The organism is Agreia bicolorata, assembly GCF_000938265.1.
Taxonomy (GTDB): Bacteria; Actinomycetota; Actinomycetes; order Actinomycetales; family Microbacteriaceae; genus Agreia; species Agreia bicolorata.
Genome location: NZ_JYFC01000004.1, coordinates 30,396 through 44,440, shown reverse-complemented (window position 1 = coordinate 44,440; position 14,045 = coordinate 30,396). Strand labels below are relative to the sequence as shown.

Below are 14,045 nucleotides of genomic sequence, written 5' to 3'. Positions count from 1 at the left end.
GGCCTTTCAGAATCAAAACCAGCCGTACGAACCAATCGCACGAACGAAGCCCGGGTGCGGGACAACTCCAGAATCATACGCGTGCGGTCGCCCCGTGGCATACCCATTGCGCGTTCGCGCCACAAGAAGTGCCGCTCGATCGTTTCACCGAGTGGCGAACAAGCCATGCCCGGTGGCACAGATCATGACGCGGCCAGAAACCTGCCTCGTTCTTCGATGAGCCGTCGCAAGTAGGGGGCGAGCGCAACCTTTTCGACCAGGCGTCCGAGCGGACCGAAGGGCGCCACGAACTCCACGCGATCGACCATGACTGATCCACCGCTCGCCGGCTCGAAGCGATGTTCGTGCCGAAAGCTCAGGAAGGGGCCTTTGGTCTGCTCGTCGACGAACCGGTGGGGCGCGTCGAACTCGGTGACCTTGCTCGTCAACCTGAAGACGATGCCGAAGTGCCTTGCACTCCACGTGACGTCTTGGCCCAGACCGATGAGTCCGTCAGTCACCCCGGCCACAGCCTTCTCGCCTGAGGCGGCCTGTGACCGGGTGTGGCTGTCGATACTCCTCGCCAGATCGAACATCTCGTGATCGGGCTTGGTCGAGTGCGTCACGCACTCGAAGGAGACGGCCACGCGCCAGGCCTAGAAGTCCCAGTCCTCGTCTTCGGTGACAACGGCCTTGCCGATGACGTACGACGAGCCCGAGCCCGAGAAGAAGTCGTGGTTCTCGTCGGCATTCGGCGAGAGCGCCGACAGAATGGCCGGGTTCACGTCGGTGACGGTCTTCGGGAACATGGCCTCGTAGCCGAGGTTCATCAGCGCCTTGTTGGCGTTGTAGTGCAGGAACTTCTTGACGTCTTCGGTCAGACCGACCTCGTCGTAGAGGTCTTGCGTGTACTGCACCTCGTTGTCGTAGAGCTCGTAGAGCAGCGAGAACGTGTAGTCCTTGATCTCGTCGCGACGCTCCTGGCTGACCGCCTCGAGTCCCTTCTGGAACTTGTAGCCGATGTAGTAACCGTGCACGGCCTCGTCGCGAATGATGAGGCGGATCATGTCGGCCGTGTTCGTGAGCTTGGCGCGGCTCGACCAGTACATCGGCAGGTAGAAGCCCGAGTAGAAGAGGAACGACTCGAGCAGGGTCGAGGCGACCTTGCGCTTCAGGGGGTCGTCCCCGGTGTAGTAGTCCATGACGATCTGAGCCTTCTTCTGAAGGTTCTCGTTCTCGGTCGACCAACGGAACGCCTCGTCGATGTCTTTGGTGTTCGACAGCGTGGAGAAGATCGACGAGTAGCTCTTGGCGTGCACGCTCTCCATAAACGCGATGTTCGTGTACACGGCCTCTTCGTGCGGCGTGATCGCATCCGGAATCAGGCTGACCGCACCCACCGTGCCCTGGATCGTGTCGAGCAGGGTGAGGCCGGTGAACACGCGCATGGTGAGCTGCTGCTCGGCCGGCGTCAGCGTGTTCCACGACTGCACGTCGTTCGAGAGCGGAATCTTCTCGGGCAACCAGAAGTTGTTGACGAGCCGGTTCCACACCTCGACGTCTTTCTCGTCCTCGATGCGGTTCCAGTTGATCGCGTTGACGTGCGACACGAGCTTGAGCTTCTCGACCATGGTCTATTTTCTTTCGTTCACTGAGCTTGTCGAAGTGGAGGTGCCGCGGAACGCTAGAGCGCGCAAGAAACGCAACCCTCGACCTCGGTGCCCTCGAGGGCCATCTGGCGAAGACGGATGTAGTAGATCGTCTTGATGCCCTTGCGCCATGCGTAGATCTGCGCCTTGTTGATGTCGCGAGTGGTGGCGGTGTCCTTGAAGAACAGCGTCAGCGAAAGACCCTGGTCGACGTGCTGCGTTGCCGCGGCGTAGGTGTCGATGATCTTCTCGGCACCGATCTCGTACGAGTCCTGGTAGTACTCCAGGTTGTCGTTCGTCATGAACGGGGCCGGGAAGTAGACGCGACCCAGCTTGCCTTCCTTGCGGATCTCGATCTTCGCCGCGATCGGGTGGATCGACGCGGTGGAGTTGTTGATGTACGAGATCGAGCCGGTGGGCGGCACGGCCTGCAGGTTCTGGTTGTAGATGCCGTGCTCCATAACGGATGCCTTCAGCTGGTCCCAGTCGGCCTGCGTCGGGATGTGCACGCCGGCCGTGTCGAAGAGCTCGCGAACGCGGTCGGTAGCGGGTACCCACTCGGCGTCGGTGTACTTGTCGAAGAAGGTGCCGGATGCGTAGGTCGAGTCCTCGAAGCCCTCGAACTTCACGCCGCGCTCGATCGCGATGGCGTTCGAGGCGCGCAGGGCGTGGAACAGCACCGTGTAGAAGTAGATGTTTGTGAAGTCGATGCCCTCTTCGGAGCCGTAGAAGATGCGCTCACGAGCGAGGTAGCCGTGCAGGTTCATCTGGCCGAGGCCGATGGCGTGCGACTTGTCGTTGCCGTCTTCGATGGAGCGCACCGAGTGGATGTGGCTCATGTCGGAGACCGCGGAGAGGCCGCGGATCGCCGTCTCGACCGTAAGGCCGAAGTCGGGCGCATCCATTGCCAGCGCGATGTTCATCGAGCCGAGGTTGCACGAGATGTCTTTGCCGATCGTGTCGTACGACAGGTCTTCGTTGTAGGTGGTCGGCGTGTTGACCTGCAGAATCTCAGAGCACAGGTTCGACATGTTGATGCGGCCCTTGATGGGGTTCGCCGCGTTCACCGTGTCTTCGAACATGATGTACGGGTAGCCCGACTCGAACTGGATCTCGGCGATCGTCTGGAAGAAGTCGCGGGCTTTGATCTTGGTCTTCTTGATGCGCGAGTCGTCGACCATCTCGTGGTACTTCTCGCTGACCGAGATGTCGCCGAACGGCACACCGTAGACGCGCTCGACGTCGTAGGGCGAGAACAGGTACATGTCCTCGTCTTTCTTCGCGAGCTCGAAGGTGATGTCGGGAACGACGACACCGAGCGAGAGCGTCTTGATGCGGATCTTCTCGTCGGCGTTCTCACGCTTGGTGTCGAGGAAGCGCATGATGTCGGGGTGGTGCGCGTGCAGGTAGACCGCGCCGGCACCCTGGCGGGCGCCCAGCTGGTTGGCGTAGCTGAAGGAGTCTTCGAGCAGCTTCATGACCGGGATGATGCCCGACGACTGGTTCTCGATCTGCTTGATGGGAGCACCCGACTCGCGGATGTTCGACAGCAGCAGGGCGACGCCGCCGCCGCGCTTCGAGAGCTGCAGGCTCGAGTTGATGCCGCGCGAGATCGACTCCATGTTGTCTTCGATGCGAAGCAGGAAGCAGGAGACGAGCTCGCCGCGCTGGGCCTTGCCCGTATTGAGGAAGGTGGGGGTGGCCGGCTGGAAGCGGCCGCCGATGATCTCGTTGACCAGGTTGATGGCGAGCTGCTCGTTGCCGCCGGCAAGGCCGAGCGACGTCATCACGACGCGGTCTTCGAAGCGCTCGAGGTAGCGCTTTCCGTCGAACGTCTTGAGCGTGTACGACGTGTAGTACTTGAACGCACCGAGGAAGGTGTCGAAGCGGAACTTCTTGGAGTAGGCCAGGTCGTTGAGCTTCGTGATGAACTCGAACGAGTACTGCTCGATGATCTCGGCCTCGTAGTACTCCTTCTCGACCAGGTAGTCGAGCCGCTCGCGCAGCGAGTGGAAGAAGACCGTGTTCTGGTTGACGTGCTGCAGGAAGTACTCGCGCGCAGCCTCTTTGTCTTTGTCGAACTGGATCTCGCCGTTCGGGCCGTAGAGGTTGAGCATCGCGTTGAGCGAGTGGTAATCCATCTGCACGCGACCGGGGGTCTCGATGCGGGTGTCTTCTACTGCTGCTGTGGGGACGTCCAAAACGCTTCCAATCCATCGTGGACGGCATTCACGTCGTCCGGGGTTCCGAATACTTCGAATTTGTAGAGGTGGGGTACTGCGCATTTGCGGGAGACGATGTCTCCCGCCTTGCAGAAGGCTTCCCCGAAGTTGGTGTTGCCGGCGGAGATGACTCCGCGGATCAGGGATCTGTTGTTCTCGTCATTGAGGAACGAGATCACCTGTTTGGGAACCGCCCCACCCTCGGTGCCCCCACCGTAGGTGGGGAGCACGAGGACGAACGGTTCGGTGGCCACGAGTCTCGGCTGCCATTTGTGAAGAGGGATGCGATCGGCCGGCATCCCGAGCTTCTCGACGAAGCGGTGGGTATTGCCCGAGACCGACGAGAAGTAGACCAGGTTCGACACGGTGGGGATCGTGTCGACCACCGCGGCGAGTGACACGGGGTGACTAGCCGGCGAGGCGGGCCAGCTCATCGATCTTGTCGGGGCGGAATCCCGACCAGTGGTCGTTGTCGGTGATGACGACCGGAGCCTGCAGGTAGCCGAGCTCCTTGACAGCGGCGAGAGCCTTCTCGTCGACCGACACGTCGAAGATCTCGTACTCGAGGCCCTTGTTCTCGAGGGCACGGTAGGTGGCCGTGCACTGCACGCAGGAGGGCTTCGTGTAAACCGTGATTGCCATGAAAATGCGCCTTTCAGACGAAGGAGATGGATGGAATGTTCTGTATTGGTTTTGGTGCTGGCGGGGTGAATATCGGGCCTTTCGGCCTCGTCACCGTGCCGGGAGTTCAATACTACATATAGGGATGGGTCTCTTCGAGTGCCACTAGATGAAGTGTTACACCCGTGTAATTCTCCACACGAAGTGCACACCCTTATCAACGTTTTCTCCACAAGAAAAATGCCTGAAATTCAGGGTTGATCTCCTCCCTTGTGGATAACTCGGCGCTCAAAAAACTTTCCAAAAAAGATGCGGCCATCGGCGCGCTCGGCGTGTCGCGTCGAGTGTCCCCCACCTCGAACGAGTACCGGCAACCCCCCTCTGCGCCACAGCTCCGCATCAAATAATCCTATTCGAACACTTGTTCGATTGGGCGACATTCGATACTATATTTATATGGCACATATATTCGATTCTCTTCGAGCTATTACAGCTCAGGTATCGAATATGCATGCCACCACCGACATTGCATCGCTCTCATCCGAAGAAGTCACAACGTTTATGCGTCTCGCGGGGCAGCTTCGCCAAGAGGTCGACCGTGCGCTTGCTTGGGGGTCAGCGGAGATCAACCAACGCTCGCGCCGCGAGTTGGGCAGCAGAGGGCTCGCGAAGACCGAGGGGTACGTCAATCCTCAGTCGCTGATTGCGGCTTTGATGGGCTCGACGAAAGCCGATGCACGCAAGATCGACCACCTGGGCAAGTCACTCATGGATGCGTCGCCAGTGTTGTTTCCGCCAGCCGCCGGTTCTACGGGCACAGATACACGCGACGGTCTCCCCGAGTTGGCTCGACCGTGGTTCGCGGCGACCGCCGAGTCCATGCGCGCGGGCGACATCAGTCCCGACAGATTCGAGGCGTTGCGCGCCGGGCTCGGCGAAGCATCCGAGGTCATCCCTGCGGACGCCTTAGCAGCGGCGGCAGAACGCATTCTGCAACTGCTCCACCCCGAAGATTCACCTGAGACCGTCTACCGCGACGCCGCGAACGCACGTGCGTTTCTCGATCGGGCTGGAGTCGCCGAAAAAGAACGGCAGCAGCTCGCCGACCAAGAAGCAAAAGTGTGGACCGACCGTGAGGGGATGGTTCACCTCCGAGCCATCTTTGCGCCGGAAGATGGTGCGTGGTTCATCAACACTCTGAACTTGGTTCTCGGACCGAGGATCGGCGGGCCACGCTTTGTGCACGGCAAAGCCGCCGCGGCCGCGAAAACCATCGAAGACGACGCCCGCAGCCCCGAGCAGATCCGCGCCTCGGTGCTCGTCGACCTGCTCAAAGCGGGCGCGCTCACCGACCAGAACGCGATCCTCTCCCAGAAACGCCCAGCCGTGCAGATCGTTGTCACAGCCGCAGAGCTCACACGCCCAGACGGCGACGGCATCGCGTTCGTCCAGGGCACAGGAATTCCCGTATCGATGAACACGGTAGATCGGCTCGCCTGCGACACGGGAGCCGTGCCTATTGTTCGAAACTCCGACGGGTCACCCTTAGATCTAGGCCGTGAAGTCCGCCTCTACACCAGGGCACAACGCCTCGTTATCGCCGCACTTCAGGGTGGATGCGCGAGAGACGGGTGCGATGCCCCGGCAGCATTCTGTGAGGTCCACCACATCACACACTGGTGCGAAGGCGGCAAGACCGACATCGATGATGGAATCCTGCTTTGTCGGTTCCACCACATGCAACTGCACAACCAGGGCCATCGCATCATCCGGGTTCCCGGACAACCCTACGAAGACTCGTACTACTGGGTGCCCTCGAAATTCGGTGATATCGAGCAGACACCAATAAAACTGAGGTTCCGGGGCGTTGCGCATCACAACGCCCAGGCCACCCCCGACCCCTCACTCCGCGCGGCAGCATCATGACCCGCACCATGGCCTCGGAACAAGGACCGCCGACGCGGGCTGCGAAGCTACGCCGACAGCTCAGCCCGAAGGAGATCTGCGCCTGCGCCCAGCGCGGCGAGCTTTGCTCGGGCAACGTTTCGAGGCAGGGGCGCCATGCCGCAGTTGGTCGAGGGGTAGAGCTTGTCGGCATCCACGAACTGAAGTGCCCGCCGCAGAGTGTGAGCGACTTCTTCGGGTGTCTCGATGGCGGTGGTCGCCACGTCGATGGCTCCGACCATCACTTTCTTGCCCCGGATGAGCTCGATCAGATCTATGGGCACATGCGAGTTGTGACATTCGAGCGAGACGATATCGATATCCGACGCTTGCAGCTTGGGGAAGATGCCTTCGTATTCACGCCACTCCGCCCCCAGGGTCTCCTTCCAGTCGGTGTTGGCCTTGATGCCGTAGCCGTAACAGACGTGCACCGCGGTCTCGCATGTGAGCCCCTCGATCGCCTTCTCCAGAACGGCCACGCCCCAGTCGTTCACCTCGTCGAAGAAGACGTTGAACGCGGGCTCGTCGAATTGGATGATGTCGACGCCCGCGGCCTGCAACTCCTTGGCCTCCTGATTGAGGATGGTGGCGAATTCCCAAGCCAGCTTTTCGCGGCTCTGGTAGTGAGCGTCGTAGAGGGTGTCGACCATGGTCATGGGTCCAGGCAGAGCCCACTTGATGGGCTGGTCGGTCTGTTCTCGAAGGAACCGGGCGTCGTCGACAAAGACCGGCTTCTCGCGAGACACGGCACCGACGACCGTCGGCACCGATGCGTCATAGCGGTCGCGAATCCTGACCGTCTCACGCTTCTCGAAATCAACTCCACTGAGGTGCTCGATGAAGGTGGTGACGAAGTGCTGTCGGGTCTGCTCGCCATCGCTCACGATGTCGATGCCCGCCTGTCGCTGATCCGCCAGCGACAGGCGCAGAGCATCGTGCGTGCCCTCCGCCAGCTCGTCACCGCTCAGCTTCCACGGAGACCAGAGCGTCTCGGGTTGCGCAAGCCACGAGGGCTTGGGCAGGCTTCCAGCGGTCGACGTGGGAAGAAACTTGTTCACAACCGTGCTCCCTTCAGATCGACATGATCAACCGTGAAGTCTGTTGACCATTCTTCGAGGGCCGTCTTATAGGGCTTCATGAAGTGCTCCTCGGCGAATTTTCCCTGCTCAACTGCGAGTCGACTGCGCTCCTCCCGGTCGTAGACGATCGACGTCGTCGAGAAGCTTGGATTCGTCAGGCTCGGCTGATACGTCGCCCCCGCTGCGGAGTGGGCGTTATAGATCTCTGGTCGGTAGATCTTCTGGAAGGTCTCCATCGTGCTGATCGTCGCGGCCAGCTCGAGGTCGGTGTAGTCATCCAGCAGATCGCCGAGGTGATAGAAGGCCAGAGGTGCAACGCCGTTCGGCGGCATGAAGAATCGCACCTGCAATCCCATCTTCTCGAAGTAGGCATCCGTCAGCGAGTACTCGCTCTGTCGATACTCGACGCCCAGGATCGGATGCTGATTCTCGGTGCGATGGTAGACCTTGCTGCTCGACACGCTCAGGCAGATGACGGGCGGCTTGCCGAAACGCTGGGCGTAGGCGTCGGAGTGCAGAAAACTCTTGAACAGGTTGCCGTGCAATTCTCCGAATCCATGCGGCAAGCCTTCGGCCGATGGGCTCGCGCTGTGGGCGGGCAGCACAATGCTGAAGTCGTAGTCCCGCACGTACGACGAGAAGTTGTTGCCCACGATGCCCTCGATGCGTTCACCGGAACGGCGGTCGACGATGGTGGTCTGCAGCACCTCGATCAGGGGCACGGCGTCGCCGAGGCCTTCGCCATCGACATCGACGCTCACAGAGATGATGTCGAGTTCGACCGAGTACCGCTTGCCGTCTTCGTTATCTCGCTGAGCCAGTTCATTGAACCGATCGTCGATCATCGTGAACGTGCGGCGCAGATTCTCGAGGCGGTTCTCGCCCCGGGCGAGGTTGGCGAAGTTCGTCGTGATGCGCGTGGTGCCGAGAGGGCGGTAGTCCTCGTCGAAACGAGTGCTCGCGATAGAGAAGGCTACATTCGTCATCGACAGAACCCCGCCCGGGCGAGAATGACGTGTGCGCCTGTGAGGCGGGCGTTCATGATGGTGACCATAGCGGTGTGCTCCTCGAATTGGGAAGCCGCGATGGCGCGACTCCACGGATGGCGATGTCGCAGGCGTGTCCCGATAGGGACGCGAGGCTTCGTTGTGCGCACTGCCCTAGCAGGCTACGGCAGCGTTGCGTGATCACGCGCCGAATGACCTCACGTTACGTCGCGCGTAACTCAGCCCTTCATCTCGAGCACCGGAACGTCGACCGGAACAAAGCCCATGACCTGCCCGTAGAACGACAGCTCGGCCTCGGTGGCCGAGATGATCGTGGATGCGCGCCTGAAGCCGTGCGACTCACCCTCGTAGGCGAGATACGCATATCTCAGGCCCTTCGCCTCGAGCGCGTCTCTGAAACGCTCGGCCTGCGAGGGCGGAACCACCTTGTCGTCGAGCCCCTGCAGAAGCAGCACGGGGCACGACAGCCCGTCGACGTTGTTCAGCGGCGCCCGCTGCTCGTAGAGGGCTGCGGCCTCGGGCAGCGGACCGACGAGCCCGTCGAGGTAGCGTGACTCGAAGTCGTGCGTCTCTGCGGCGAACAGGGTGAGTTCGGCGACCCCGAAGTAGGAGGCACCGCAGGCGAAGACGTCGGACTGTGTCAGCGAGGCCAGCACAGTCCACCCGCCGGCCGAGCCACCGCGGATCGCCAGCCGGTCGCCGTCGGCGATGCCGGCCTCTGCAAGCCCGCGCACAGCGGCAACCGTGTCGTCGACATCGACGACGCCCCACTGCCCGCGCAAGCGATCGCGGTACTCACGGCCATAGCCGGTGGAGCCTCCGTAGTTGATGTCGACGACGCCGATTCCCCGCGACGTGAAGTAGGCGATCGCCGGGTTCAGCGCTGGCACCGTGCGACTCGTCGGTCCCCCGTGCACGAAGGCCACGAACGGAGGACGCTCGCCATCGGGTGCCGTGAAGTCGGGGTTCGCCGGCTCGTACACGAAGGTGTGCACCGGCCTCTCGTGGGTTCCGAAGGTGCGGGCGACGGCCGTCGGCAGATACTGCCGGTCGGGCAGATCGTCAACAGACAACCGGATGTCGGTGAGCGCGCGGGTCTGCAGGTCGAGTTCTCGAAGCCCCGACGCCAGAACCGCGCTGCCGCCCGTGACCAGGATGCGATCGCCACGACGAGCGCCGAAGGAGACGGAGTCGATCTCGAGAGGCAGCTCGGTGAGCTCGCCCGTCTGCACGTCGAGGATCGCGGCCTGATCGGTGCCGAAGGTGCGCACCGTCAGCAGTCTGTCGGCGTCGAGCACCGTGTACCACGTGGTGCCCAGCATCCACAGTGCACCGCCGAAATCGAACGACGCCGCATACAGAGGGCGAAGCTCGACCGGCTCGGTGCCGCTCGACGCGAAGGCGCTGTTGAACTCGGCGAGATAGAGGTTCCACCAGCCGGTGCGGTCGCTGATGACGAAGAGGGCGTCATCGCCTCGCCACTCGGGCTGCAGAACCGTTTCGGTGGTGCTGCCGGCCAGGGTGCGCCACTCGCGCACCTGCCCTGCCTCGTCGAGACTGCCGACCCTCAGCTCCGTGCCGTCCCACGGCATCTGCGGGTGCTCCCAGGCGATCCACGCGATCTTCGTTCCGTCGGGCGAGATGCGCGGCGACGCAAGAAAGTGCGACCCCGAGACGATAGACCGGATGCGCCCCGCGTCGCTCGCCGCGCTGCCGTCGAGCGGAATAGCCACGATGTCGCGGGTGAGCTCGGAGCCCGTGTGCGTCTCACGGACCGCGATGATCTCGGCACCGTGCTGCTGGAGCTCCGCGAATCGCATTGCCAGGCCGTCGGGCGTCAGAGGGCTGGGAACGGCGTCGACCGTGTCGACGTCGAGCCGGTACACCCGCTGATCGTCGAAGTTCGCGAAGACGAGAACCGGCGGGCCGTCGGCGAGGCCTGCCACGGTCCACGCACCCCCTCCGTATTCGTGCACCCGGGTGCGTGCGTTCCACGGGGCGGGCAGCACATCGACCGGCTCACCGTCGGCACCGGCACGACGAATCGAGAGCCGGCCGCCCTCAGTCGGCCTCAGCTCTTGCCACCACACCTCATCGCCCGCGTACGCTCCGCCGCCGACAGGGTGGCCCGAGCTCGCAAGCGACTCGGCGCTGATGGGTGAGGTCCACGTTCCGTACGGAGCGATGCGAGAGTCGGTCATGCATCCACGCTACAACGAGGTGCCGAGAGCCAGATCGCCGGATGGCGCGGCCGGCAGATCGGCCACCCCGGGCGCCCGCGCATCCGGTTTCGCAGCCGCCCGCCGAGCGGCCCGCCGGGCGGCGCGAGACATCACGCGGTCGACGAGCAGTCCGAGAAGCACGGCCGAGACCGCGGCGATGAGCGCGGAGAGAAGCGGATTGTCTTGAATCCATGTCGAGGCGATGAGCGCGACGACGAACATGTACAGCGACCACGAGACACCGGCCACAATGCTGAGCGGCACGAAGGTGCGCCGCGACAGGCCGACGCTGCCCGCGGTCAGATTCACGGCGATGCGGCCCACGGGAATGTACCGGCCCGTGATGATGAGGCTGGCCGGACGCGCCTGCAGTTGCGTCGCGGCGCCCGAGATCGCCGCACGCATCGGGCGGCTGCGCATCCATCGGTATCTCGTTGTGCCCACCCGTCGGCCGATCTCGAACACGATGTTGTCGCCCACGATCGCACCCACCGCCGCGACCAGCACGAGCGGAACGAGCAGCGCCGGCGAGCCGCCGACGGCGACGGCCACCGCCGCGACGAGCACGATGTCACTGGGAACGGGAGGGAAGAACGCGTCGAGCATGCAGACAGCGAAGACGACGAGAAGTACCCAGGGCGACGACACGGCTCCGACGAGCACATCGGTGAGCTGTTCCATGGCGCCTTTCGGGATGACTGCGGGTGTAGCTCCACCGTAGAAAAGGCGAAGGGAGGAGCACATCCACCCGGGGGACCACGCGCGTCGCACCCCGGTCTCATCGTCGACGCTAGGTTATGACTGCACCGCCGGATAGGGGTATTCGGTTGAACGTTTCTGGAATTCCAGGATCGCCTCGTTGCGCACCAGGCCACCCTCTATCTCGATCGAGCGTCGGATCGTCTCCGACTCCGTCCACGACGACGAGCCCTCCATCACTGTGCGTAGGAAGGGCATCAGGGCCTCGCTGATCTCCCAGGTCGTCGAGTTCCAGAGCAGCGAGGGGCTGTGGTCGACCGCGTAATAGTTGGTCGAGTCGCCGACCGTGAACATGGGGTCGGCGAACGTCGTGGCCCTCGCCCACTCGAAGCCCATGCCCTCGTCGACCGACACGTCGACGATGAGGCTGCCAGGCCGGAACGCGCCGAGGTCTTCGGTGCGCAGATAGGTGAGCGGCGCGTTCGGATCCTGCAGCGTGCAGTTGACCACGATGTCGTTCTCGGCGAGAAAGGGAGCGAGCAGCACCGGCCCGTCCTCCGTGTTCACCGTGCTCTCGAACGGCGCCTCATCGTTGTGCTCGAACTGAATGATGTCGACCGACGGAATAGGAGAACCCACGGCCGCGATCCCTCGGTTGGTCAGCACCCGCACATCGTGGATGCCGTGGGCATTCAGAGCGGTGACGGCCCCGCGGGCGGTCGCGCCGAATCCGATCACCACGGCCGTGAGCCTGCGGCCGTAGTCGCCGGTCGATCCGCAGAGCTGCAGGGAGTGGATGACCGAGCAGTACCCGGCGAGCTCGTTGTTCTTGTGAAAGACGTGCAGCCCGAAGCCACCGTCGGACTGCCAGTGGTTCATGGCCTCCCACGCGATGAGGGTGAGCCGTTTGTCGATGGCGAGCTGGGTGATCTCCCGGTCTTGCACGCAATGCGGCCAGCCCCACAGAACCTGGCCGTCGCGCAGGTCTTCGAGATCGGATGCTTGGGGCTTGGGCAGCAGCACCACGTCGGCGAGTTCGATGATCTCGTCGCGCGTCGCCATGGCCCCGACCAGCGGCTCGAGCTCGGAGTCGTGGATGCCGAACCGCCGGCCGTAACCGCGCTCCAGGATCATGTTCGCCCGCAGATCGTCGTCGATGCGCTCGAGGTGGGCGGGGTGAAGAGGAAGGCGCCTTTCGTCGGCCTTGCGTGACGTGGCCATCACGCCGAGGCGCAGCAGGCCGGGCGCGGATGTGGTTTCGCTCATACCTGACCCTAGGGCACGGGCCTCACTCCACGACGCGATGTCGCCGGCCCCGAGGCCGACGAGCCGCTGTCATCGCCAGGGCGGCGACGGCGAGAACGATCGGCGGCAGCAGGTTGGGCCCCGCGAGAACGAGAAGGCCGGCCACGAGCACGGTGGACACGGCCGCGAGCCACCAGCCGACCGAGAACCGCTCGAGCAGACGGAGAGCGGCGACCACCCCCAGGGCGTAGACCGCGACCATGCAGCTCGTGTGGATCAGGATGAACGGGGTGAGGCGGCCGTCTGCGAGCACCATGAGCGTGAAGTCGACAGCGGCCAACCCCGCCACGAGGGCGAGCGCGCGACGAGGAACACGGCCGGAATCCGCACCCTGGGCGAACCACCGCGGCAGGTCCCCGTCGCGGCCGAGAGATGCGCCGAGCTTCGCGAAGGCGCCGAGATAGGCGTTCAGCACACCGAGGGCGACGACCGCTGCGATGGATGCGACGACGGGGCGACCCCAGGCAGGTGCGGTTGCCTCGACGAGATCGAGCAGCGGAACGGTGCTCGACCCCGCCGAGTCACCGAGAACCGCGACGGTGACCCATTGCAGTGCGAGGTAGGAGGCCCCGACGATCACGATCGCGACCGCCGTCGATAGGGGGATGTTCAGGCGCGGTCTGCGGAACTCGCCGGCGATGTGCGTCACGGCCTCCCAGCCGGCGAACGCCCAGACGAAGAGGCTGACGGCGACGCCGACACCCGCCCACCCGTGCGGGAGGAAGGGCTCGAAGTTCCGCTCGTCGGAGGCCGGGGCGGCGGTTGCCACGACACCGACGATGACGACCACGAGAAGACCGGACAGCGCGAGCTGCACCCTGCCCGACAAGCGCAGGCCGACGATGTTCACGAGCAGAGGCAGTCCGAGCAGAAAAGGGGCGAGAACGAAGCTCCACGACCGATCCACCTGCAGCACCGCGACCACGTACTCTGCGCCGAGCAACGCCACGACCGGGGTTCCGAAGCTCACCCCGAAGAAGAACCAGTACCCCGCCATGCGGGCGGCCGTCGGCCCGAGTGCGAGACGCACGAATGTTGCCACGCCGCCGGCATCCGGATGCCGTGCCGCAAGTGCCGCGAAGGTGCCCGCCAGCGGAATGGACAGCACGATGAGCGCTCCGACCGCGACGAGCGAGCCCGGACCAGCGGCCGCCGCCGCGAGGGAGGGCAGTACGAGGATGCCCGTTCCCAGCACGGCCGCGACATACAGCGCCGTGCCCTGGGCGAGTCCGACACTGCCGTGCGAAGTCGACACGTCGGGAGCCGGGGCGACGGAGGTGGTCATCTGCCCAGTCTGCAGCGCGAGCACGGCTGGCGC

12 protein-coding genes are annotated in these 14,045 nt (G+C 63.6%); 1 reads left to right on the top strand and 11 read right to left on the bottom strand.

Going from position 1 to position 14,045, the window contains the following annotated elements; all coding sequences use genetic code 11:
* Positions 1–182: 182 nt before the first annotated feature.
* Genes TZ00_RS10420 through nrdH form a run of 5 tightly spaced genes read right to left on the bottom strand, consistent with a single transcriptional unit; the run spans position 183 to position 4,492 of the window.
* A complete protein-coding gene (locus TZ00_RS10420; RefSeq protein WP_166428665.1) occupies positions 183–626 on the bottom strand; it encodes an SRPBCC family protein in 444 nt (147 codons plus the stop codon).
* 9 nt (positions 627–635) lie between these two features.
* A complete protein-coding gene (nrdF, locus tag TZ00_RS10415; RefSeq protein ID WP_044441586.1) occupies positions 636–1,610 on the bottom strand; it encodes a class 1b ribonucleoside-diphosphate reductase subunit beta in 975 nt (324 codons plus the stop codon).
* A gap of 53 nt (positions 1,611–1,663) precedes the next feature.
* The gene (gene nrdE / locus TZ00_RS10410; protein ID WP_044441585.1) at positions 1,664–3,769 is read right to left on the bottom strand and encodes a class 1b ribonucleoside-diphosphate reductase subunit alpha; all 2,106 of its coding nucleotides are present in this window, start codon (positions 3,767–3,769) and stop codon (positions 1,664–1,666) included.
* Between the two features lie 35 nt (positions 3,770–3,804).
* Entirely contained in the window at positions 3,805–4,215 is a 411-nt protein-coding gene (gene nrdI, locus TZ00_RS10405; RefSeq protein ID WP_238579669.1) for a class Ib ribonucleoside-diphosphate reductase assembly flavoprotein NrdI, read from the bottom strand.
* 43 nt (positions 4,216–4,258) lie between these two features.
* Positions 4,259–4,492: a glutaredoxin-like protein NrdH gene (gene nrdH / locus TZ00_RS10400; RefSeq protein ID WP_044441583.1), complete on the bottom strand. Its 234-nt coding sequence runs from the start codon at positions 4,490–4,492 to the stop codon at positions 4,259–4,261.
* Positions 4,493–4,780: 288 nt separating this feature from the next.
* On the opposite strand from nrdH, the gene TZ00_RS18885 reads away from it, so the two are divergent.
* Complete coding sequence (locus tag TZ00_RS18885) at positions 4,781–6,397, top strand: HNH endonuclease signature motif containing protein (RefSeq protein WP_084606046.1); 1,617 nt, start codon at positions 4,781–4,783, stop codon at positions 6,395–6,397.
* A 47-nt stretch (positions 6,398–6,444) separates the two neighbouring features.
* Here the strand turns inward: TZ00_RS18885 and TZ00_RS10390 are convergent, their stop codons facing one another.
* The 6 genes from TZ00_RS10390 to TZ00_RS10365 form a co-directional block, all read right to left on the bottom strand.
* Entirely contained in the window at positions 6,445–7,473 is a 1,029-nt protein-coding gene (locus tag TZ00_RS10390) for a methionine synthase (RefSeq protein WP_044441582.1), read from the bottom strand.
* Positions 7,470–8,480: a DUF1852 domain-containing protein gene (locus TZ00_RS10385; protein ID WP_044441581.1), complete on the bottom strand. Its 1,011-nt coding sequence runs from the start codon at positions 8,478–8,480 to the stop codon at positions 7,470–7,472. Before TZ00_RS10385 ends, TZ00_RS10390 begins: the two co-directional genes overlap by 4 nt.
* Before the next feature lie 239 nt (positions 8,481–8,719).
* Positions 8,720–10,702 carry a S9 family peptidase gene (locus tag TZ00_RS10380; RefSeq protein WP_044441580.1) on the bottom strand — a complete coding sequence of 661 codons (1,983 nt, stop codon included), beginning with the start codon at positions 10,700–10,702 and terminating at the stop codon, positions 8,720–8,722.
* 9 nt (positions 10,703–10,711) lie between these two features.
* The gene (locus TZ00_RS10375) at positions 10,712–11,404 is read right to left on the bottom strand and encodes a DedA family protein (protein ID WP_044441579.1); all 693 of its coding nucleotides are present in this window, start codon (positions 11,402–11,404) and stop codon (positions 10,712–10,714) included.
* 114 nt (positions 11,405–11,518) lie between these two features.
* Complete coding sequence (locus TZ00_RS10370; RefSeq protein ID WP_044441578.1) at positions 11,519–12,688, bottom strand: N(5)-(carboxyethyl)ornithine synthase; 1,170 nt, start codon at positions 12,686–12,688, stop codon at positions 11,519–11,521.
* A gap of 22 nt (positions 12,689–12,710) precedes the next feature.
* Positions 12,711–14,012, bottom strand: a complete 1,302-nt coding sequence (locus TZ00_RS10365) for an APC family permease (protein WP_044441902.1) — start codon at positions 14,010–14,012, stop codon at positions 12,711–12,713.
* Positions 14,013–14,045: the final 33 nt, after the last annotated feature.

Bases quoted from the DNA above. Each gene is read 5' to 3' on its own strand.
- nrdH (WP_044441583.1), bottom strand. From the start codon at position 4,492: ATGGCAATCACGGTTTACACGAAGCCCTCCTGCGTGCAGTGCACGGCC.
- nrdE (WP_044441585.1), bottom strand. From the start codon at position 3,769: ATGGATTACCACTCGCTCAACGCGATGCTCAACCTCTACGGCCCGAAC.
- TZ00_RS10380 (WP_044441580.1), bottom strand. From the start codon at position 10,702: ATGACCGACTCTCGCATCGCTCCGTACGGAACGTGGACCTCACCCATC.
- TZ00_RS18885 (WP_084606046.1), top strand. From the start codon at position 4,781: ATGCGGCCATCGGCGCGCTCGGCGTGTCGCGTCGAGTGTCCCCCACCT.
- TZ00_RS10375 (WP_044441579.1), bottom strand. From the start codon at position 11,404: ATGGAACAGCTCACCGATGTGCTCGTCGGAGCCGTGTCGTCGCCCTGG.
- nrdF (WP_044441586.1), bottom strand. From the start codon at position 1,610: ATGGTCGAGAAGCTCAAGCTCGTGTCGCACGTCAACGCGATCAACTGG.
- TZ00_RS10385 (WP_044441581.1), bottom strand. From the start codon at position 8,480: ATGACGAATGTAGCCTTCTCTATCGCGAGCACTCGTTTCGACGAGGAC.
- TZ00_RS10365 (WP_044441902.1), bottom strand. From the start codon at position 14,012: ATGACCACCTCCGTCGCCCCGGCTCCCGACGTGTCGACTTCGCACGGC.
- TZ00_RS10370 (WP_044441578.1), bottom strand. From the start codon at position 12,688: ATGAGCGAAACCACATCCGCGCCCGGCCTGCTGCGCCTCGGCGTGATG.